Raw genomic sequence first — 19215 nt, 5'->3', positions numbered from 1 at the left:
CGAGGAACGACCCCCCATGAAGAAGTGGCAATGTATTGTCTGTGGCCTGATCTACGACGAAGCCGAAGGCTGGCCGGATGACGGCATCGCCCCGGGCACCCGTTGGGAAGACGTGCCGCAAGACTGGCTGTGCCCCGACTGCGGCGTGGGCAAGAGCGATTTCGAAATGATCGCCATCGGCTGATCGCAACCCTACTGGAAGAGGAAGCACCTGCATGACGTCCCCCGTGGTGATCATCGGCACCGGCCTTGCCGGCTACAACCTGGCCCGCGAGTTTCGCAAGCTCGACAGCGAAACGCCGCTGCTGCTGATTACCGCCGACGACGGCCGCTCCTACTCCAAGCCGATGCTCTCCACCGGTTTCGCCAAGGGCAAGGACGCCGATGGCCTGTGCATGGCCGAGCCCGGCGCCATGGCCGAGCAGCTCAAGGCCGAAGTTCGCACCCATACCCGGATCAGCGGTATCGACCCAGGGCACAAACGCCTGTGGATCGGTGAAGAAGCGGTGGAGTACCGCGACCTGATCCTGGCCTGGGGCGCGCAGACCGTGCAGGTGCCGGTTGAAGGCGATGCCGGCGATCAGGTGTTCCCGATCAACGACCTCGAGGACTACGCGCGCTTCCGTGCTGCCGCTGCCGGCAAGCAGCGGGTGCTGATCCTCGGCGCCGGCCTGATCGGCTGCGAGTTCGCCAACGACATGACTCTGGGTGGCTACCAGTGCAACGTGGTCGCCCCCTGCGAGCAGGTGATGCCGACCCTGCTGCACCCCGCCGCCGCCAGCGCCGTGCAGGCGGGCCTCGAGGGCCTGGGCGTGCGCTTCCACCTGGGGCCGGTGCTGACCCGCCTGCAGCAGGCAGGCGCGGCCCTTGAAGCGCACCTGTCCGACGGCAGCGTGATCCCCTGCGACCTGGTGGTTTCAGCCATTGGCCTGCGCCCACGCACCGATCTGGCGGCCGCCGCCGGTTTGCAGGTGAACCGTGGCGTGGTGGTCGATCGCCAACTGCGCACCTCCCACGCCAATATCTTCGCCTTGGGCGATTGCGCCGAAGTCGATGGCATCAACCTGCTGTACGTCATGCCCCTGATGACCTGCGCCCGTGCCCTGGCCCAGACCTTGGCCGGCAACCCCACGGCGGTCGCCTATGGGCCGATGCCCGTCACCGTGAAGACCCCAGCCTGCCCGTTGGTGGTGTCACCGCCACCCGCCGGCATGGAAGGTAGCTGGCAGGTGGAAGGCAGCGGCGCCGACCTCAAAGTGCTGTGCCACGGGGCTGACGGCCAGCTGCTGGGCTACGCCCTCACGGGCGCGGCCGTCATGGAGAAACTGGCGCTGAATCGCCAGTTACCGCCGCTGATGGCGTAAATGGCGGGCGTTCTGTCGGATTTCTCCTGTTCTTGCCGCGACAATGGCCGCCCAGGTACTGGCGCGGCCCCGGACGGCGTGCCATTCTCACTGGCGTCTACCGCAGCCTAGAGCCTGCGGTGCCTTGAACGCTGCCGCCCTTGGCAGCACGGCATAACAACAAGAAATTCCGTCAAAGAGGCTTCACTATGCGTAAACCAGAACTCGCCGCCGTCATCGCCGACAAGGCCGATCTGACCAAGGAAAAGGCCAATCAGGTCTTGAACGCGATTCTCGACAGCATCACCGGCGCACTCGACAAGGACACCGTCACCCTGGTCGGTTTCGGCACCTTCGAAAAGCGTCACCGTGGCGCCCGCACCGGCAAGAACCCGCAAACCGGCGAGCCGGTCAAGATCAAGGCCAGCAACACCGTCGCCTTCAAGCCAGGCAAGAACCTGCGCGACAGCGTCAACGTACCGGCCAAGCCTGCCAAGAAGAAGTGATCGGCAACGACAACGGTCATTCGAACGGGCGCCCTTGAGGCGCCCGTTGTGTTTCTGCGGTGAAAATGCAGCGAACTTGCATAAACCGCCCAGGAAGCGGATAAACTGCGCGACTCAGTCATTTTTCAATCGAGGCGCGTTGATGAAGTTTCGCTTTCTTCTCTGGGCCATGGGGCTGCTGATGGCCAAGGCCAGCCGCAACAACCCGGCGTTCCAGCAGCAGCTGCAGGACAAGGACCTGGTGTTCCAGATGCAGACGCTGGACGGCAAGGTGGCCCGTCATTTCGTGGTCAAAGATCAACGCATCAGCAGCAAGGGCGGCCTGCACCCGCAACCGGCGTTCGCCATTGCCTTCAAGGATGCCGGCTACGGCTTCGCCACCCTGCAGGCGGGCAACAAGCAGCTGGCGTTCATGCAGGGCATTCAGGACAAGAGCATCCAGATCAAGGGCAACCCGGCGCTGGTGATCTGGTTCCAGGGCTTGATGAAATACCTGAAGCCGAAGAAGAAGGGCTGATATACAACACAGAACAATGCACCTGTGGGAGCGGGTTTACCCGCGAATACGCTTGTGGATTTACCACCGCATTCGCGGGTAAACCCGCTCCCACAGGACAGGCGCCCGGCTAAATCAGTGCGGCGCGTGGAACTGCGATGCCAGCTCACGCAGCAATGCTTCCGCCTCCAGCACCTTGTTCACCACTTCCTCGGCCTTGTCCCGGGTCAGCCCCAGGCGATCGAGCAGGGCATCCGGGATTTCGTCCTGCGGGCCCGAACCGATACCCCGCGAACGCAGCAGGCGCACCGACAGGCAGACCAGGTTGGGGAAGGCCGAGTGCTCGCCGTCGTACGATGGGTCGTGCTGGAAGCGCAGCGCGGTGGACAGCTCTTCGGGCATGTCCCACAGCTTCATCAGCCAGGCGCCGATCTGCTCGCGACTGATCCCCAGCAGGTGCTGCTCCACATAGCTGTGGCACAGGTGCGGATTGACCTCCAGATGGCGGCAGATCAGCGAGAAGTGCGGCGGGAACACGTGCGCCAGCAGCAGATAACCGAAATTGTGCAGCAGGCCGGCGAGGTAGGTCAGGCCGGCTTCCGGGCGCTCCGGGCGTGGCATGGCACGGGTCAGGCCCTCGATGACCGCAGCGGTATAGATCGACTGCTGCCAGTAGGGGGTGGCCTGTTGCGGATGGTCCTTGGGCAGGCTCAGGGTCTTGCCCAGGGCCAGGCCGAGGGCCAGGTTGATCACCAGGTCGAAGCCCAGCACCCGCACGATCGCGTCTTCCACCGAGCGGATCTTGCCTGGCGAGGCGTAGTAGGGCGATGCCGCCCAGCTGACTACCTGGGCGGCCAGGGCGGGGTCGGTTTCCACCACGCCGGTGACGTCATCGGTGCTGGCATTGGGGTCGACCCGCAGCTTGATGATTTTTTGCGCGGTATCGGCCAGTGGCGGGATCTCGATGGTTTCTTCCAGGCGCTTCTGGATACGTCGAGCGGTGAAAGCCTGGACAGCCTGGGTGATCTCCTTGGAGTCGTCGTTCGGGCGGTCGAGGTTGGGGCGAATCTCGCGGACCGGCTGGCCAAAGCTTCCTGCGCTGGACTTGTGCAACATGCGCTTGAAGTCGTCGCGCTTGATCGACAGCAGGATGCCCAACTCGCCCGACTGGATCAGCAGGTGCTCCTGCTCGAGCAGCTTGCCTTCATACAGGCAAGGCGAGCTGGTGAGTGCCGGAATGGCCGGCAGGGTCTTGAGGTGGTGCTTGTCGAGCATCTGCTTGAGGCGCGGCAACGGCACGGCCTTGAGCTTGCGGCCTGTCAGCTCCTCGAGGCGGTTGAGGTCCAGCAGCTTGCTCTGCGGGTACAGCACCAGCAGGGCACCGACTTCGTCATCGAGCAGGATGGCCTGAACCTTCGATGCGGGCAGTTGCTTCGGGCTTTCTGGCACTTCGACATAGGGTACGCCGAGTTTTTCGAGCAACAGCCGGATGACAGACGGTGCGTGTGGGGTTGCGATATCCAGAGCAACTTCAGTCATGGCCTGTATCCACTAATTCCTTTGAACGCGAAGTATAACCAGCCTGATCGGCAAGCTGGTTCTGTATTGGGACGGCCGTCACACTTGGCCATATTGTTGGCCGTGGCGTAGCCAGCGGTCGAGCAGCGGGCTGACGTGGTGTGGCCAGCGCGCCAGCAAGGCCTGGGCGGCATCGCGCACGGCCGGCAGCAGGTCGGCGTCGCGCATCAGGTCGGCGACCTTGAACTGTAGCAGGCCGGTCTGGCGGGTCCCGAGCATCTCGCCGGGGCCGCGCAGTTCCAGGTCCTTTTCGGCGATGATGAAGCCGTCGTTGGTTTCGCGCATGATGCCCAGGCGCTCGCGGCCGATCTGCGACAGCGGTGGGTGGTACAGCAGCACGCAGTGGCTCACGGCGCTGCCCCGGCCAACCCGGCCGCGCAACTGGTGCAGTTGGGCCAGGCCCAGGCGCTCGGGGTTCTCGATGATCATCAGGCTGGCATTGGGTACGTCCACGCCGACCTCGATGACCGTGGTGGCCACCAGCAACTGCAGGTTGCCAGCCTTGAATTCAGCCATCACCGCAGCCTTCTCCGCGGGCTTCATGCGCCCGTGGATCAGGCCCACGCGCAATTCGCCCAAGGCACTGCCGAGGTCTTCAAAAGTGCTTTCGGCCGCCTGGCAGGTCAGTTCTTCGGACTCTTCGATCAGCGTGCATACCCAATAGGCCTGGCGCCCCTCGGCGCACGCGGCGCGGACCCGTTCGACCACTTCGAAGCGGCGGCTGTCGGCCACCAGCACGGTATTGACCGGCGTGCGCCCGGGCGGCAGCTCGTCGAGGATCGAGGTGTCCAGGTCGGCGTAGGCACTCATGGCCAGGGTGCGCGGGATCGGGGTGGCGGTCATGATCAGCTGGTGTGGGCACAGCTCGCCGTTGACGCCCTTCTTGCGCAGGGCCAGGCGTTGCTGCACGCCGAAGCGATGCTGTTCGTCGATGATCGCCAGGGCCAGGTGCTTGAAGCGCACCTCTTCCTGGAACAGCGCATGGGTACCGACCACCATCGGCGCACCGCCGGCGATCTGCTCCAGGGCGTTGGCGCGGGCCTTGCCCTTGAGCTTGCCGGCCAGCCAGGCGACTTCGATGCCCAACGGTTCGAGCCAGCGCTTGAAGGTGATGAAGTGCTGTTCGGCGAGGATCTCGGTGGGCGCCATCAGCGCGACCTGATAACCGGCCTCCAGCGCCTGCAGCGCGGCGAGGGCGGCAACCACGGTCTTGCCGGCGCCGACGTCGCCCTGTACCAGGCGCATCATCGGTTCGGGCTGGCTGAGGTCGTAGGCGATTTCGTTGCCGACCCGCTGCTGGGCGCCCGTGGGGTTGAAGCCCAGATTGGCCAGGTACTGCGCGGGCAGGCGAGTGGCCTTGGGCAGCACCGGCGCGCGCAGGCTGCGCAGGCTTTCACGCAGGCGCTGCTGGGACAGCTGGTGGGTCAGCAACTCTTCGAAGGCCAGGCGGTGCTGGGCCCAGTGCTGGCCTTCGGCGAGCTCATCGACATCGGCGTCAGCCGGTGGATTGTGCAGGTAGCGGATGGCGTCGCTCAGTGGCGCCAACTGGTAGTCACGGGCCAGCTCGTCGGGCAGCCAGTCGGGCAGGCTGCGCGGCCCGAGCTGACCGAGGCTCTGCTGGCACAGCAGGCGCAAGCGCTGCTGTGTGAGGCCTTCGGTGGTCGGGTAGATCGGTGTCAGGGTCTGTTCCACCGGCGCTGCCGGCTCGTCGCCGTTCAGTGCACGGTACTCGGGGTGGTAGATCTCCAGCCCCGAGGCGCCGGGGCGGGCCTCGCCATAGCAGCGCACGTGGGTGCCGCGCTTGAGGCCTTCCTTCTGCGCATTGCTGAAGTGATAGAAGCGCAGGCTCAGCACACCGGTGCCGTCGCCCAGGCGCACGACCAGGCTGCGGCGCTTGCCCATGGTCACGTCGGCGCCGCTGACCACACCTTCGATCACCGCGTCCTGCCCTGGCCGCAGTTGGCCGATGGGGACCACGCGGGTGCGGTCCTGGTAGCGCAGGGGCAGGTGGAACAGCAGGTCCTGCAGGTTCTCCAGGCCTACCTTGGCGAGTTTCTCCGCCATGGCATCGCCAACGCCCTTGAGCGCGGTGACCGGCACATTCGACAGCTCGGTCATGGGGTCAGGCCGGTTGTGCCACGGGCGCCTTGGCCACCGAGCAGAGGCGGACCGAGTCGGCAAGAATTTCGATGGCCTTGGGCCGCGGGAAGCTGGCGCGCCAGGCGATGGCCACGGTGCGGAACGGCGCCGGCGAGGTCAGCGGGCGAACCTCGATGACACCGGGCGCGTAGTGGTGGCTGTGCACCGCCGACAGCGGAAGAATCGATACGCCCAGGCCGGAGGCGACCATGTGGCGGATGGTTTCCAGCGAGCTGGACTCGACCGTGGTGTGCTTGGCGCCTTCGCCGCCCTTATTGAGGGTGGGGCAGGCTTCCAGTACCTGGTCGCGGAAGCAGTGGCCTTCGCCCAGCAGCAGCAGGCTCTTGTCGTTGAGCATGGCGGTGTCGATGGTCTTCTTCGCGGTCCACGGGTGATCGGCCGGCATCAGCGCGCAGAAGGGCTCGTCGTACAGCGGCATCGTCAGCACGTCGGCTTCATTGAACGGCAGGGCGACGATCACCGCGTCAAGCTCGCCATTGCGCAACTTTTCGCGCAGCACGTGGGTGAAGTTCTCTTCGATGTACAGCGGCATCTGCGGCGCCACGCGGTGCAGTTGCGGGATCAGGTGCGGGAACAGGTAGGGGCCGACGGTATAGATGGCGCCAACCTTGAGCGGGGCAGTCAGCTGGTTCTTGCCGGCCTGGGCCAGTTCGCGGATACCTTGGGCCTGTTCCAGGACCTTCTGCGCCTGGGCGACGATGCTCTCGCCGACCGGCGTGAGGCGCACCGCGCTCTTGCTGCGTTCGAAGATCAGCACGCCGAGCTCGTCCTCGAGCTTCTTCACCCCGACCGACAGGGTGGGCTGGCTGACGTGGCAACGCTCGGCGGCGTGGCCGAAGTGCTGCTCCTGGGCGAGGGTGACGATGTAGCGAAGTTCGGTGAGGGTCATAACGTGCGTCCATGAAGTTGCGGCCCCAGCATAGCGGCTGCAATTGATAGACGCACGTTATCAGACTTGCCGTTTTGTGACAGAAACAAAAGCGTCAGCGTCGGTCCAGCGAGTAGACGAACGGTGCAACGACTTCGATCGTGCCATTGGTCAGCAGCTCAGCCGGAGGCTTGGGTACCGTGCCGGCCCGGCGGATCATTTCCATTGTCGCCCGGTCCAGCGCCGCGCTGCCCGACCCACCCGCCATCGAGTACGAGACCACCTTGCCTTCGGCGTCGACGACGAAACGCAGGCGGTTGATGCCCTGCAAGCCGCGACGGCGAGCGTCCTCGGGGTACTTCTTGTACTTCGCCAGGTGGCGCAGCAGGTCGCTTTGCCAGCTCGGCAGGGCATTGCTGTTCGAGGCGATGCTCGGTGCCGGTGCCGCCGACTTCTGCGGTGGCGAATTGCTCGGCGGGGTATCCGCGACGTCGTCCTTGGCCGGCGGTTCGTCCTTGGGCGGCTCAAGCTTTTTCTCAGGCTGGGGCGGCTGCGGCTTGGCCTTGGGCTTGGGCGGCTTGGGGATGGCGATTTTCGGTTTTGGCGCTTCTGCCAGTTTCGGCAGTGGCGGTTCCTCGACCGGGGTCGGCGGTTTCGGTGCGGCCTTCGGCGGTGGCGGCGGTGCGGGCTCGGGCAGCGGTGCCAGTTCGACCATCATGGCTGCTGGTGGCAGCTCGATGGCCTGGGGCACCGACCAGTTGAGCGTCAGCACCACGGCGACCACGTGCACGGCCAGCACGATGGCCAGGCCGATGCCGTAGCGCGCCATGTTTGAGCGCGTTTTCGTCATTTCTTGGCTGCCGTCTCGAGCCCGACCAGGCCAACCTTGAGGTAGCCGGCGGCGCGCATGGTGTTCATCACTTCCATCAGGTCGCCGTAATCGACGCCTTTGTCAGCCTGGAAGAAGATGGTGGTTTCCTTGTCACCCTTGGTCTTGGCGTCGAGCATCGCGCCAAGCTGGTCCTGCTGGGCCACCAGGTCATCGCCGAGGTACAGCTTCTTGTCGGCCTTGACGCTGACGAACACCGGCTTCTCCGGCCTTGGCGCCGGCTTGGCGGTCGAGGCGGGCAGGTCGACCTTGATGTCGACCGTGGCCAGGGGGGCGGCGACCATGAAGATGATCAGCAGCACCAGCATCACGTCGATGAACGGCGTGACGTTGATTTCGTGGTTCTCGGCGAGGTCGTCGCCACCTTCGTTCAGATGCAGGCCCATGGCTTACCCCACTTTCACCATGTGCGGGGTGGCGCGTTCGCCACCTTGGTGGTCCAGGTCACGGCTGACCAGCAGCAGTACCTGAGCGGAGGCATCGGATACTTGCGCCTTGTAGCCGGCGATAGAGCGGGCAAAGACGTTGTAGATGACCACTGCGGGGATCGCTGCAACCAGGCCCAGGGCCGTGGCCAGCAGGGCTTCGGCGATACCCGGGGCAACCACGGCAAGGTTGGTGGTCTGGGTCTTGGCGATGCCGATGAAGCTGTTCATGATGCCCCACACGGTACCGAACAGGCCGACGAACGGCGCGGTGGAACCGATGGTGGCCAGCACGCCGGTGCCGCTGCTCATGGTGCGGCCGCTGGCGGCCACCAGGCGCTCGAGGCGGAAGCTGACACGCTCCTTGATGCCTTCCTTTTCGCGGGCGTTGGCCGACAGGCGCATCTCTTCAAGGGCGTCGTGCACCAGGGTGTGGGCCAGGGTGCCTTCCTTGTTGGAGACTTCGCTGGCTTCCTTGAGGCTCACCGAGCGCTTCAGGGCCGCGATTTCACCACGCAGGCGACGCTTGGCGCCCATCAGCTCGAAGCCTTTGGCGATCCAGATGGTCCAGGTGATGATCGAGGCGATGGCCAGGCCGATCATCACGGCCTTCACCACCACGTCGGCGTTCTTGTACATGCCCCATGGGGACAGGTCGTGGGCCATGCCCAGCGAGGTGTCTTCGACCAGCGGCTGCACGTTCTCTTCGACCGGAGCCTGGGCGTCAACCGGCGCGGTTGCGCCTACCGGTGCCTGGCCTTCAGCGGCTGGCGCAGCCGGGGCGGTGGCGGCGGCCGGGGTGGCGGCAGTGGCGGTTGGCTCATCGGCCATTGCCACGGGTGCCAGCACCAGGCTGAACATCAGCGCGGCAATGGCGCGCCAGGCGCGCGACGTGGTTGGCGAAGCGGAAGGTTGAGTGCGTGTCATGCTGGCCGGACCTGATGAAGAGGAAAAGATTGAGTTCTCCAGGGCCTCGAAACAGGCCGAGAACAGACAAGGCGGCCATTATTGCAATTAATTCTTGTTAACAAAAGTAATGTGATTGCTTTTTTTGACCTTGGTATAGCCGTTTATCGCCAGAACGCTATAGCCTGCCCCTTTAGGAATAGGAGTTTTGGCATGTCAGACGTATCTGCTTTGATCGTAGGTTGTGGTGATGTCGGCAGTCGTCTGGCCCGCCAACTGCTGGCCCTCGGCTGGCAGGTCAGCGGCTTGCGGCGCTCGGTCCAGCAGTTGCCCAAAGGGGTCGAACCCATCGCCGCCGACCTGTCCGACCAGCGTATGCCGGCTGACTGGCCCGAGCGCAACCCGGACTACCTGGTGTACTGCGTGGCGGCCAGCCAGCATGACGAAGCCGGCTATCAGGCGGCCTACGTCGCGGGCTTGCGGCATGTACTGGCCTGGCTGCAGCGCGGCGGCAAACTGCCTCGGCGGCTGCTGTTCGTGTCCAGCAGCAGCGTTTTCGCGCAGAAGGACGGCGAGTGGATCGACGAGACTGCCAGTACCGAGCCCGAGGGCTATTCCGGCAAGGTGATGCTTGAAGCCGAGCAGCTCGCCCTGGGCAGCGGCATCCCCGCCAGTGTCGTGCGCCTGACGGGTATCTATGGCCCAGGGCGTGAGTGGTTGTTGAGCCAGGTGCGGCAGGGCTATCGCGTCGCCGAGGAACCACCTCTATATGGCAACCGGATCCATGCCGAGGATGCGGCGAGCCTGCTGGCGTACCTGCTGCAGGCCGATGCCCGTGGCGTGGTGCTGGACGACTGCTATATCGGTGTCGACGACGACCCGGCGCCTTTGGCCGATGTGGTGGCCTGGCTGCGTGAGTACATGGGCGTCACCGAATGGTCGGATGACCAGCGGGTGCGGCGTACCGGCAGCAAGCGCTGCAGCAATGCGCGGGCGAAGGCGTTGGGGTGGGTACCGCAGTATCCGAGTTACAAAGAAGGGTATGCGGCGATCCTGCAAGGGCGCGATTGAATTTTCCGGCCTGATCGCGGGGCAAGCCCGCTCCCACGGGCTGGACTGCCCCCCCAGAAGTTGGGCACCAGTCCAACCCTTGAGGCAAGCCCGTGGGAGCGGGCTTGCCCCGCGATGAGCGTTAGTTCTTCTCCAGCACCCACTGCCGGGCGCCGGCAGCCAGCTCGGGCATCTCGTCCGACTGGGCGCGGTTTACCGCCCGGAAGATCTCCAGGGTGTCGCCATCGCGCTTGAAGATCCACGGCGCACCGCGCTGGTTGCGTTCCAGCCACATGCTGTCGTTGCCGCCGCCCATTGTCGCGCAATCGCCTGCCAGGCACACGGCGAAGCGGTCAACCCCAGGCAACCCGGTGACGTTGCCGGTGTCACTGAAGCGCACGGTAGTGCCTTGGCCCTGGCCCTCGACTATCTTCCATTCACCGCCGAGGAAGGCTTTGTACAGCGCCTTTTCGAAGCTGCCACCCAGCGGGGTGTTGCTTGCCGCTTCGCTGCGTACGAAGTGCTGCTCTGCGCCTGCCGGGTTGATGACCCGAAGTTCGTCGCCATCCAGCACCAACTGTTCGGTCTGGCCACCTGCAAAGCTGACTTGCCAGTTGTTCTTGTTGGCGCTGAGTTGGCCGTCGACCGCTTCGAAGCCATTGCTGAAGCTGGCTTTCTGGCTGGCGACATCCAGCTTCCACTCGAGCTCGATGCCATTTTTGTTCAGCGGCTCACTCACACGGCCGCTTTTGACGACTGCGTCGATGGCGTCCTGGTTGATCCAGGTGCCGTTGAAATCTTCGGGTTTGTGGCTGGCGCAGCCGCCCAGTAGCAGGGCTGCCAAAGCCAGAGGCAATGCGTGGCGCATGGGGAGAACCTTGGGGCAGGAGGGGCGGTGACGGGCGTGGTGCCCGTCACCCGGGGGTATTACTCGAGGACCAGAATGGCGTCCATTTCAACCTGGGCGCCTTTTGGCAGCGCGGCCACGCCGATGGCGGCGCGGGCAGGGTAGGGCTGTTCGAAGTAACGGCCCATGACCTCGTTGACCTTGGCGAAGTGGCTCAGGTCGGTGAGGAAGATGTTCAGCTTGACGATGTCCTTGAACGAACCGCCAGCGGCCTCGGCGACCGACTTCAGGTTTTCGAACACCTGGACGGTCTGGGCTTCGAAGCCTTCAACCAGTTCCATGGTTTTCGGATCGAGCGGGATCTGGCCCGACATGTACACAGTGTTGCCGGCCTTGATCGCCTGGGAGTAAGTACCGATGGCGGCAGGGGCCTTGTCGCTGGTGATGACAGTCTTGCTCATGATGACTCCTTGCGGTTGGCGGACTACGCACGCGTCCGGGTGATGCGGACCACCCCGGTCAAGGTGCGCAGCTTCTTGATCACGCGGGCCAGGTGCACGCGGTCGCGCACGCTGACCACCAGTTGGACCACGCTGATACGGCCGTCGCGTTCGTCCATGCTGATTTTTTCGATGTTGCCGTCGGCGGCGTTGACGCTGCTGGCCAAGAGGGCGATCAGGCCGCGCTGGTGTTCCAGCTCGACGCGCAGCTCGACATTGAACTCGCCAGCGACATCCTTGGCCCAGGAGAGCTGCAGGCACTTCTCTGGGTTATGGCGGATTTCACTGATGTTGCGGCAGTCTTCCAGGTGCACGACCATGCCCTTGCCCGCCGACAGGTGGCCGACGATCGGGTCGCCCGGGATTGGCGTGCAGCACTTGGCGTAGCTGAGTACCAGGCCCTCGGTGCCGCGGATCGTCAGCGGGCCTTCCGGTGCCGGCAGCTCCTCGCCGTCGGCGGACAGCAGGCGGCGGGCGACCACATAGGCCATGCGGTTGCCCAGGCCGATGTCTTCGAGCAGGTCTTCGATCAGCTCCAGGCGGTACTCGGCGAGAATCGCCTGGATGCGCTCCTGGGGGATCTTCTCCAGGCTGCTGTCGAAGCCGGTCAGCACCTTGTTCAGCAGGCGTTCGCCGAGGCTGATGGACTCGGAGCGGCGCTGCTGCTTGAGGGCATGGCGGATGTGCGTGCGGGCCTTGCCGGTCACCACGAAGTTGAGCCAGGCCGGGTTCGGGCGGGCGCCCGGGGCGCTGACGATCTCCACGGTCGAGCCGCTTTGCAGCGGTTCGGACAGCGGCGCCAGGCGGCGGTTGATTCGGCAGGCGATGCAACTGTTGCCGACGTCGGTGTGCACCGCGTAGGCGAAGTCGACGGCGGTGGAGCCTTTGGGCAGCTCCATGATCCGGCCTTTGGGGGTGAAGACGTAGACCTCGTCCGGGAACAGGTCGATCTTCACGCTCTCGATGAATTCCAGCGAGTTGCCGGCGCGCTGCTGCAGTTCGAGGATGCCCTTGACCCACTGGCGGGCGCGGGCGTGGCTGCCCTTGGGCTGCTCTTCCTCGTTGGACTTGTACAGCCAGTGCGCGGCGATGCCGTTGTTGGCCATCTCTTCCATTTCGCGGGTGCGGATCTGGATTTCGATGGGCACGCCGTGCATGCCGAACAGGGTGGTGTGCAGCGACTGGTAGCCGTTGGCCTTGGGGATCGCGATGTAATCCTTGAAGCGCCCCGGCAGCGGCTTGTACAGGTTGTGCACGGCGCCCAGCACGCGGTAGCAGGTGTCGACCTTGTCGACGACGATGCGGAAGGCATACACGTCCATGATTTCGGTGAAGGCGCGGCGCTTGCCACGCATCTTCTTGTAGATGCCATAGAGGTGTTTCTGCCGTCCGCTGACCTCGCCTTCGATACCGTCGGCAGCCAGGCAGTTGGCCAGCGAGGTTTCGATCTTGGCGACGATCTCCTTGCGGTTGCCACGGGCGCTTTTCACCGCCCGGTGGATCAGCGAGGAGCGCATCGGGTGCATGGCCTTGAAGCCCAGGTCCTCGAACTCCACGCGCACGGTGTGCATGCCCAGGCGGTTGGCGATGGGGGCGTAGATCTCGAGGGTTTCCTTGGCGATGCGCCGGCGTTTTTCGCCGGACAGCACTTCCAGCGTGCGCATGTTGTGCAGGCGGTCGGCCAGCTTGACCAGGATCACGCGAATGTCGCGGGCCATGGCCATGGCCATTTTCTGGAAGTTTTCCGCTTGCGCTTCGGCCTTGGTCTCGAAGTTCATCTGGGTCAGCTTGCTGACCCCGTCGACCAGCTCGGCGACGGTTTCGCCGAACTGCTGGCTCAAGGCTTCCTTGGCGATGCCGGTGTCTTCGATCACGTCGTGCAGCATGGCCGCCATCAGGCTCTGATGGTCCATGTGCATGTCGGCGAGGATGCTGGCGACCGCCAGCGGGTGCGTCACATAGGGTTCGCCGCTGCGGCGGCGTTGGCCGTCGTGGGCTTGTTCGGCGTAGAAGTAGGCCCGGCGAACCAGGTTGACCTGTTCGGGGCCTAGATAAGTCGACAGCCGTTCGGCGAGGGCTTCTATACCCGGCATGGTTTCACCTCTTGCGAAAGAAGAGGGCCTTGCGCCGCACGGTGTCGACTGGGCATCAATCAGACGGCCTCGTTGTTCTCGTCCTCGAACGCGGCGAATACCGGATCCTCGGTGACGATTTCTTCGGCGGCGATGAATTCGTTGGTGACGATGCCTTCGGCGATTTCACGCAGGGCGACAACGGTTGGCTTGTCGTTTTCCCACGCTACGCGTGGCTCTTTGCCGCCGGTAGCCAGCTGGCGGGCGCGCTTGGTCGAGAGCATGACCAGCTCAAAGCGGTTATCCACGTGTTCCAGGCAGTCTTCAACAGTTACGCGGGCCATGGTCTTCCTCAGTAGCAAATGCGGTAGGCGTGCGCCCATGAATGGGCAGGCGGACTCGATAGTTTAAAAAATCACCAGCCAATAGGGAAGGACTGTTTTCTCTGGAGACCTATCGCAAGCACCCGTGGGAGCGGGCTTGTCCCGCGAAAGCGCCGGAACAGACAGCATCAAGCCGGAGGCTGACAATAACGTCACCCAGCCCACGAACACAACAGCCTCACAGCATCGCGTCGCGCAGCCGCGGGGTCAGCTCCTCGAACAGGGTCTGCACCGAGCGCAATGCGCGGCAATCCGGGCGGGTCAGCAGCCATAGCTGGGTATCGCAGCCGGGCAGCGGGCCGCTCAGCGCATCGACGCCGGGCAGGGCGTGGACCATGTAGTCGGGCAGTGCCGCCACGCCCAGGCCGGTGCTCACCAGCTGGGCAATGGTCGACATGCCGCTGCACTGGTAGCGCGGGCTCAGCCCCGGGTACTGCTGGTTGCGCCAGACCACGGTGGCGTGGTCCTGCATGGAGTCGTCCGGGGCGATCCACGGCACGCTGGTGGGCGAGCTGTCGAGGCGCTCGCGCAGCTCGGGGCGGCCGCAGATCACGTAGCTGGTCGAGCCCAGGCAGCGACCGACCAGGTGCTCCGGCGGTGTGTTGGTCAGGCGCAGGGCAATGTCGGCGTCGCGTCGGCTGAGGTTGGCGAAGGTGTTGGAGGTGCCCATTTCCAGCGAAAGCGCCGGGTAGTTGGGCATGAACTCGGCCAGTGCCGGCAGCAGCAAGCTGTGCAGTACCGCCTCGGTGCAGGTCAGGCGCACCGTACCGCTGACCACCTGTTCGCCGCTGGTCAGGGCGATGCGCGCGGCATCCAGCGCCTGTTCGGCGCGCTCGGCCTGCTCGGCCAGGGCCTGGGCGGTGTCGGTGGGCAGGTAGCCCTTGCGGCTCTTGACGAACAGCGCGGTGCCCAGCGCCGATTCCAGCCGGCGAATCGAGCGGAACACCGTCGAAACATCGACCTTCAGCAGTTCGGCAGCCTTTGCCAGGGAGCGGCCGCGTTCCAGGGCCAGGACCAGTGAGAGGTCCGCATGGTTGATCTGATATTGCATTGGTGCACGCTCTGCTTGCCGAATTGCCAATGTCTAGTTGCGCTGAAGCCATTTTATAGTGAAACCGCCGCCAGGAATCAATGCACCCGGTCGGCAACCAGCCCCCAACGATGGGCCAGTGAAAAGAACAACAGTAATTCCATCGTCGCCTTAGCAGGCGTCAGCCGTATCCCCACATCGCCGCTCCGAATCAAAGGATGTACAGCCATGACGTCGGTCTCCCCGTGCGCCAGTTCTTCCCGCGAGATGAATGAATTCCTGGAAGCCCATCCGGACACCCAGTACGTCGATCTGCTGATCTCCGACATGAACGGCGTGGTGCGCGGCAAGCGCATCGAGCGCGCCAGCCTGCACAAGGTGTACGAGAAAGGCATCAACCTGCCGGCCTCGTTGTTCGCCCTCGACATCAACGGTTCGACCGTCGAAAGCACCGGCCTTGGCCTGGACATCGGCGACGCCGACCGCATCTGCTTCCCGATCCCCGGCACGCTGTCCGACGAGCCGTGGCAGAAGCGCCCGACCGCCCAGTTGCTGATGACCATGCATGAGCTGGACGGTGCGCCATTCTTCGCCGACCCGCGGGAAGTGCTGCGCCAGGTGGTGAGCAAGTTCGACGACCTGGGCCTGGATATCTGCGCCGCGTTCGAGCTGGAGTTCTACCTGATCGACCAGGACAACCTCAACGGCCGCCCGCAGCCGCCGCGTTCGCCAATCTCCGGCAAGCGCCCGCAATCGACCCAGGTGTACCTGATCGACGACCTCGACGAGTACGCCGACTGCCTGCAGGACATGCTCGAAGCCGCCAAGGAGCAGGGCCTGCCTGCTGACGCGATCGTCAAGGAAAGCGCCCCGGCGCAGTTCGAAGTGAACCTGCATCACGTCGCCGATCCGCTGAAGGCCTGTGACTACGCGATCCTGCTCAAGCGCCTGATCAAGAACGTCGCCTACGACCATGAAATGGACACCACCTTCATGGCCAAGCCCTACCCGGGCCAGGCGGGCAACGGCCTGCACGTGCACATCTCGCTGCTCGACAAGAAGACCGGCAAGAACATCTTCGCCAGTGACGACCCGCTCGAAAGCGACACCCTGCGCCACGCCGTCGGCGGCGTGCTGGAAACCATGCCGGCGTCGATGGCATTCCTCTGCCCGAACATCAACTCGTACCGCCGCTTCGGTGCCCAGTTCTACGTGCCCAATGCGCCGAGCTGGGGTGTGGACAACCGCACGGTGGCGGTGCGCGTGCCGAACGACAACCGCGACAACGTGCGTATCGAGCACCGCGTGGCCGGCGCCGATGCCAACCCGTACCTGATGCTCGCCGCGATCCTGTCCGGTATCCACCATGGCCTGACCAACAAGGTCGAGCCGGGCGCGCCGATCGAGGGCAACTCCTACGAGCAACTGGAGCAAAGCCTGCCGAACAACCTGCGCGATGCCCTGCGCGCGCTGGACGACAGTGAAGTGCTCAACCAATACATCAGCCCGGACTACATCGATATCTTCGTGGCCTGCAAAGAGAGCGAGCTGGCCGAGTTCGAAGTGTCGATCTCCGACCTCGAGTACAACTGGTACCTGCACACGGTGTAAGCCCATGAGCGCAATTGCGGTCCCCTTGATCGGTGTCAGCGCCTGCCGTCAGCAGGTGGGGAAGAACTCGTCGCACACGGTGGGCGACAAGTATGTCGAGGCCGCAGGCTTTGCCGGCCTGCCGCTGATCCTGCCGGCCCGTGATGGCGGCAGCGACACGCAGGCGCTGCTGGCGCAACTCGACGGCATTCTGTTTACCGGCTCGCCTTCCAATATCGAGCCGCATCATTACAATGGCGCGCCCAGCGCGGCAGGCACCCGCCACGACCTTGCGCGTGACCGCCTGACCTTGCCGTTGCTGCAGGCGGCGATTGCCGCCGGGGTACCGGTGTTCTGCATTTGTCGTGGCTTCCAGGAATTGAACGTGGCCCTTGGCGGCACCTTGCACCAGCGGGTGCAGGAACTGCCCGGCTACCTGGACCACCGTGAACCTGAGGACGCACCCCTGGAGGTGCAATACGGCCCTCGTCACCCCGTCGCTGTTGCACCAGGCGGGTTGTTCGAGCGCCTGGGCCTGGCGGCGCAGTTCGAGGTCAACTCGCTGCACAGCCAGGGCATCGACCGTCTGGCCCCTGGCCTGCGTGTCGAGGCACGGGCCCCGGATGGCCTGATCGAAGCGGTGTCGATGCCGGGCGCGCCGGGCCTGGTGCTCGGTGTGCAGTGGCACCCGGAATGGCGTTACGCCGAAAACCCGGTTTCGCTGCGCCTGTTCGAGGCGTTCCGCGAGGCCTGCATTGCCCACGCTGCACGGGAGGGTGTGCGCTCGAAAACATTCGGGCGTTAGCCGAAGGTCGAGGATGACCGTGCCCCCACCGCAAGCTTTCAATGAGTGAAAGCGGGCCCTCTACGGCGGGCCTGTGAGAACAATTCCAATAGTTACGGCAAATACTCATGAGCAATTACACAGAAGCCGGCCGCCCACCTGATGTGGCAGCCGACTCGGGCAACAACACCCAAGGCGCCAGCAAAGGCCTGGCCAAGGGCCGCCTGGGCCTTTTGGCCAGCGTGGTGCTGGGCATCTCCACCATTGCCCCGGTCTATACCCTGACCGGCGCCCTCGGCCCGACCGTGCGCGAAGTCGGCGCCCACCTGCCGGCGGTGTTCATCGTCGGCTTCCTGCCGATGCTGCTGGTGGCCCTGGGCTACCGCGAGCTGAACTCGGCGGAGCCGGACAGCGGCACCTCCTTCACCTGGTCGGCGCGGGCGTTCGGCCCGATGATCGGCTGGATCGGCGGCTGGGGGCTGGTGGTCGCCACCACCATCGTGCTGTCCAACCTGGCGGGCGTGGCCGTCGACTTCTTCTACCTGTTCCTGGCCCAGATCACCGGCACCCAGGAGCTGGCGGCCCTGGCAGACAACCTGCTGATCAACGTCACCACCTGTTGCGTGTTCATCGCCCTGGCGGTGTGGATCTGTTGTCGCGGCATGGCGACGACCATGACGGTGCAGTATGGCCTGGTGGCCCTGCAACTGATGGTGCTGATCGGCTTTGCCTTCGCCGCGTTCAGCGAATCCACGGCACCTCCGCCGCTGGCCTTCGACCTGGCCTGGTTCAACCCGTTCGGGGTCGAGTCGTTCTCGGCGTTCGCCGCCGGCCTGTCGTTGTCGATCTTCATTTTCTGGGGCTGGGACGTGTGCCTGACCGTCAGCGAAGAGTCCGTCGGCAGTGACGAGGTGCCGGGCAAGGCGGCCACCTGGACCGTATTGCTGATCCTGATGCTGTACCTGCTCACTGCCATCGCCACCCTGCAGTTCGCCGGGATCAGCGACACTGGCCTGGGCCTGGGTAACCCGCGTATCCAGGAGAACGTGTTTGCCCACCTGGCCGGCCCGGTGATGGGCCCGCTGGCAATCCTGATGTCCATCGCGGTGCTGGCCAGTACTGCCGCATCGTTGCAGTCGACCTTCGTGTCGCCGGCGCGCACCCTGCTTGCCATGGGTTACTACGGCGCCGTGCCACAGCGCTTCGCCAGCGTCTGCCCGCGTTCGCAGACCCCGCGTTACGCCACCATCTGCGCCGGCGTGGCCGCGGCCTTGTTCTACGTGACCATGCGCACCCTGAGCGAGAACGTGCTGGCTGACACCATCACCGCCCTGGGCATGATGATCTGCTTCTACTACTCGCTGACCGCGTTCGCCTGCGTGTGGTACTTCCGCCACAGCCTGTTCACCAGCGTGCGCCACTTCTTCATGCGCGGCGTGTGCCCGCTGTTGGGTGGGGTGATCCTGTCGGTGATCTTCGCGCGCACCGCGATCGACAGCGCTTCGCCGGACTTCGGCAGCGGCTCGCATGTCGGCGGGTTGGGCCTGGTGTTCGTGATCGCAGCGATCATCTCGGCGCTGGGCATCGTGCTGATGCTGCTCTCGCGGTTGCGGGCGCCGGCGTACTTCCTGGGGGCCACCCTGCGTCAGCAGGCGACCATTCAGTTGCAGGAATAAGGACAGGGCTGCTTTGCAGCCCATCGCCGGCAAGCCGGCTCCCACAAAAGCAGCATTAACCCTGTGGGAGCTGGCTTGCCAGCGATAGGGCCTCGCAGAGGCCCCGGCTATC

Annotated in this window: 19 protein-coding genes; 8 read left to right on the top strand and 11 right to left on the bottom strand. The window is 64.7% G+C overall.

From position 1 onward, the window contains the following. The first annotated feature begins 16 nt into the window (after nt 1–16). The 4 genes from EJA05_RS27655 to EJA05_RS27640 all read left to right on the top strand — a co-directional run bounded on the left by EJA05_RS27655 (nt 17) and on the right by EJA05_RS27640 (nt 2366). Entirely contained in the window at nt 17–184 is a 168-nt protein-coding gene (locus EJA05_RS27655; protein ID WP_008091623.1) for a rubredoxin, read from the top strand. Nucleotides 185–215: 31 nt separating this feature from the next. Then, nucleotides 216–1364 (top strand): NAD(P)/FAD-dependent oxidoreductase, encoded by a 1149-nt coding sequence (locus EJA05_RS27650; RefSeq protein WP_125861134.1) that lies wholly within the window; start codon nt 216–218, stop codon nt 1362–1364. A gap of 188 nt (nt 1365–1552) precedes the next feature. Next, complete coding sequence (locus EJA05_RS27645; RefSeq protein WP_110991978.1) at nt 1553–1849, top strand: HU family DNA-binding protein; 297 nt, start codon at nt 1553–1555, stop codon at nt 1847–1849. Nucleotides 1850–1991: 142 nt separating this feature from the next. Continuing rightward, nucleotides 1992–2366, top strand: coding sequence for a helicase (locus EJA05_RS27640; protein ID WP_125466073.1), 375 nt, complete (start codon nt 1992–1994; stop codon nt 2364–2366). A gap of 114 nt (nt 2367–2480) precedes the next feature. On the opposite strand, the gene EJA05_RS27635 is transcribed toward EJA05_RS27640, so the two are convergent. The 6 genes from EJA05_RS27635 to exbB all read right to left on the bottom strand — a co-directional run bounded on the left by EJA05_RS27635 (nt 2481) and on the right by exbB (nt 9192). Beyond that, nucleotides 2481–3884, bottom strand: a complete 1404-nt coding sequence (locus EJA05_RS27635; RefSeq protein WP_125861132.1) for an aminoacyl-tRNA deacylase and HDOD domain-containing protein — start codon at nt 3882–3884, stop codon at nt 2481–2483. A 78-nt stretch (nt 3885–3962) separates the two neighbouring features. Continuing rightward, nucleotides 3963–6041, bottom strand: coding sequence for an ATP-dependent DNA helicase RecG (gene recG, locus EJA05_RS27630; protein WP_125861130.1), 2079 nt, complete (start codon nt 6039–6041; stop codon nt 3963–3965). A gap of 4 nt (nt 6042–6045) precedes the next feature. After that, nucleotides 6046–6972, bottom strand: a complete 927-nt coding sequence (locus tag EJA05_RS27625) for a hydrogen peroxide-inducible genes activator (protein ID WP_125466070.1) — start codon at nt 6970–6972, stop codon at nt 6046–6048. 94 nt (nt 6973–7066) lie between these two features. Next, nucleotides 7067–7801: an energy transducer TonB gene (locus EJA05_RS27620; protein ID WP_125861128.1), complete on the bottom strand. Its 735-nt coding sequence runs from the start codon at nt 7799–7801 to the stop codon at nt 7067–7069. Continuing rightward, on the bottom strand, nt 7798–8226 hold the full coding sequence (exbD, locus tag EJA05_RS27615) for a TonB system transport protein ExbD (RefSeq protein ID WP_110991985.1): 429 nt from the start codon (nt 8224–8226) through the stop codon (nt 7798–7800). The genes EJA05_RS27620 and exbD overlap by 4 nt, the downstream gene beginning before the upstream one ends. 3 nt (nt 8227–8229) lie before the next feature. Then, nucleotides 8230–9192: a tonB-system energizer ExbB gene (exbB, locus tag EJA05_RS27610; RefSeq protein ID WP_125861126.1), complete on the bottom strand. Its 963-nt coding sequence runs from the start codon at nt 9190–9192 to the stop codon at nt 8230–8232. Nucleotides 9193–9384: 192 nt separating this feature from the next. On the opposite strand from exbB, the gene EJA05_RS27605 reads away from it, so the two are divergent. After that, on the top strand, nt 9385–10242 hold the full coding sequence (locus EJA05_RS27605; RefSeq protein ID WP_125861124.1) for an SDR family oxidoreductase: 858 nt from the start codon (nt 9385–9387) through the stop codon (nt 10240–10242). Nucleotides 10243–10363: 121 nt separating this feature from the next. Here the strand turns inward: EJA05_RS27605 and EJA05_RS27600 are convergent, their stop codons facing one another. The 5 genes from EJA05_RS27600 to EJA05_RS27580 all read right to left on the bottom strand — a co-directional run bounded on the left by EJA05_RS27600 (nt 10364) and on the right by EJA05_RS27580 (nt 15074). Then, complete coding sequence (locus EJA05_RS27600; protein ID WP_125861123.1) at nt 10364–11089, bottom strand: hypothetical protein; 726 nt, start codon at nt 11087–11089, stop codon at nt 10364–10366. A 59-nt stretch (nt 11090–11148) separates the two neighbouring features. After that, nucleotides 11149–11529, bottom strand: coding sequence for a RidA family protein (locus tag EJA05_RS27595; protein ID WP_110991989.1), 381 nt, complete (start codon nt 11527–11529; stop codon nt 11149–11151). Nucleotides 11530–11552: 23 nt separating this feature from the next. Continuing rightward, complete coding sequence (gene spoT / locus EJA05_RS27590) at nt 11553–13661, bottom strand: bifunctional GTP diphosphokinase/guanosine-3',5'-bis pyrophosphate 3'-pyrophosphohydrolase (protein WP_110991990.1); 2109 nt, start codon at nt 13659–13661, stop codon at nt 11553–11555. Between the two features lie 59 nt (nt 13662–13720). After that, nucleotides 13721–13984, bottom strand: a complete 264-nt coding sequence (gene rpoZ / locus EJA05_RS27585; protein ID WP_003253383.1) for a DNA-directed RNA polymerase subunit omega — start codon at nt 13982–13984, stop codon at nt 13721–13723. A gap of 217 nt (nt 13985–14201) precedes the next feature. Next, nucleotides 14202–15074 (bottom strand): LysR family transcriptional regulator, encoded by an 873-nt coding sequence (locus EJA05_RS27580; RefSeq protein WP_110991991.1) that lies wholly within the window; start codon nt 15072–15074, stop codon nt 14202–14204. A 207-nt stretch (nt 15075–15281) separates the two neighbouring features. Between EJA05_RS27580 and EJA05_RS27575 the strand changes: the two genes are divergently transcribed. From EJA05_RS27575 to EJA05_RS27565, 3 genes are all read left to right on the top strand, one after another. Beyond that, nucleotides 15282–16664: a glutamine synthetase family protein gene (locus EJA05_RS27575; protein WP_125466065.1), complete on the top strand. Its 1383-nt coding sequence runs from the start codon at nt 15282–15284 to the stop codon at nt 16662–16664. 4 nt (nt 16665–16668) lie between these two features. Continuing rightward, nucleotides 16669–17448: a gamma-glutamyl-gamma-aminobutyrate hydrolase family protein gene (locus EJA05_RS27570; protein ID WP_125861121.1), complete on the top strand. Its 780-nt coding sequence runs from the start codon at nt 16669–16671 to the stop codon at nt 17446–17448. Nucleotides 17449–17555: 107 nt separating this feature from the next. Next, nucleotides 17556–19103 (top strand): APC family permease, encoded by a 1548-nt coding sequence (locus tag EJA05_RS27565; RefSeq protein ID WP_125861119.1) that lies wholly within the window; start codon nt 17556–17558, stop codon nt 19101–19103. Nucleotides 19104–19215: the final 112 nt, after the last annotated feature.

This window comes from Pseudomonas oryziphila, assembly GCF_003940825.1.
In the GTDB taxonomy this organism is placed as follows: Bacteria; Pseudomonadota; Gammaproteobacteria; order Pseudomonadales; family Pseudomonadaceae; genus Aquipseudomonas; species Aquipseudomonas sichuanensis.
Note: the sequence above shows the minus strand (reverse complement) of the source record. Positions and strands in the feature narration are given on the sequence as shown.

What these genes read in the sequence shown, in the direction of transcription:
- EJA05_RS27620 (WP_125861128.1), bottom strand. Translation starts at nt 7,801, where the DNA reads ATGACGAAAACGCGCTCAAACATGGCGCGCTACGGCATCGGCCTGGCC.
- rpoZ (WP_003253383.1), bottom strand. Translation starts at nt 13,984, where the DNA reads ATGGCCCGCGTAACTGTTGAAGACTGCCTGGAACACGTGGATAACCGC.
- spoT (WP_110991990.1), bottom strand. Translation starts at nt 13,661, where the DNA reads ATGCCGGGTATAGAAGCCCTCGCCGAACGGCTGTCGACTTATCTAGGC.
- EJA05_RS27635 (WP_125861132.1), bottom strand. Translation starts at nt 3,884, where the DNA reads ATGACTGAAGTTGCTCTGGATATCGCAACCCCACACGCACCGTCTGTC.
- EJA05_RS27565 (WP_125861119.1), top strand. Translation starts at nt 17,556, where the DNA reads ATGAGCAATTACACAGAAGCCGGCCGCCCACCTGATGTGGCAGCCGAC.
- EJA05_RS27650 (WP_125861134.1), top strand. Translation starts at nt 216, where the DNA reads ATGACGTCCCCCGTGGTGATCATCGGCACCGGCCTTGCCGGCTACAAC.
- EJA05_RS27600 (WP_125861123.1), bottom strand. Translation starts at nt 11,089, where the DNA reads ATGCGCCACGCATTGCCTCTGGCTTTGGCAGCCCTGCTACTGGGCGGC.
- EJA05_RS27605 (WP_125861124.1), top strand. Translation starts at nt 9,385, where the DNA reads ATGTCAGACGTATCTGCTTTGATCGTAGGTTGTGGTGATGTCGGCAGT.
- exbD (WP_110991985.1), bottom strand. Translation starts at nt 8,226, where the DNA reads ATGGGCCTGCATCTGAACGAAGGTGGCGACGACCTCGCCGAGAACCAC.
- EJA05_RS27580 (WP_110991991.1), bottom strand. Translation starts at nt 15,074, where the DNA reads ATGCAATATCAGATCAACCATGCGGACCTCTCACTGGTCCTGGCCCTG.
- EJA05_RS27575 (WP_125466065.1), top strand. Translation starts at nt 15,282, where the DNA reads ATGACGTCGGTCTCCCCGTGCGCCAGTTCTTCCCGCGAGATGAATGAA.
- EJA05_RS27655 (WP_008091623.1), top strand. Translation starts at nt 17, where the DNA reads ATGAAGAAGTGGCAATGTATTGTCTGTGGCCTGATCTACGACGAAGCC.
- EJA05_RS27645 (WP_110991978.1), top strand. Translation starts at nt 1,553, where the DNA reads ATGCGTAAACCAGAACTCGCCGCCGTCATCGCCGACAAGGCCGATCTG.
- EJA05_RS27640 (WP_125466073.1), top strand. Translation starts at nt 1,992, where the DNA reads ATGAAGTTTCGCTTTCTTCTCTGGGCCATGGGGCTGCTGATGGCCAAG.
- EJA05_RS27595 (WP_110991989.1), bottom strand. Translation starts at nt 11,529, where the DNA reads ATGAGCAAGACTGTCATCACCAGCGACAAGGCCCCTGCCGCCATCGGT.
- EJA05_RS27570 (WP_125861121.1), top strand. Translation starts at nt 16,669, where the DNA reads ATGAGCGCAATTGCGGTCCCCTTGATCGGTGTCAGCGCCTGCCGTCAG.
- EJA05_RS27625 (WP_125466070.1), bottom strand. Translation starts at nt 6,972, where the DNA reads ATGACCCTCACCGAACTTCGCTACATCGTCACCCTCGCCCAGGAGCAG.
- recG (WP_125861130.1), bottom strand. Translation starts at nt 6,041, where the DNA reads ATGACCGAGCTGTCGAATGTGCCGGTCACCGCGCTCAAGGGCGTTGGC.
- exbB (WP_125861126.1), bottom strand. Translation starts at nt 9,192, where the DNA reads ATGACACGCACTCAACCTTCCGCTTCGCCAACCACGTCGCGCGCCTGG.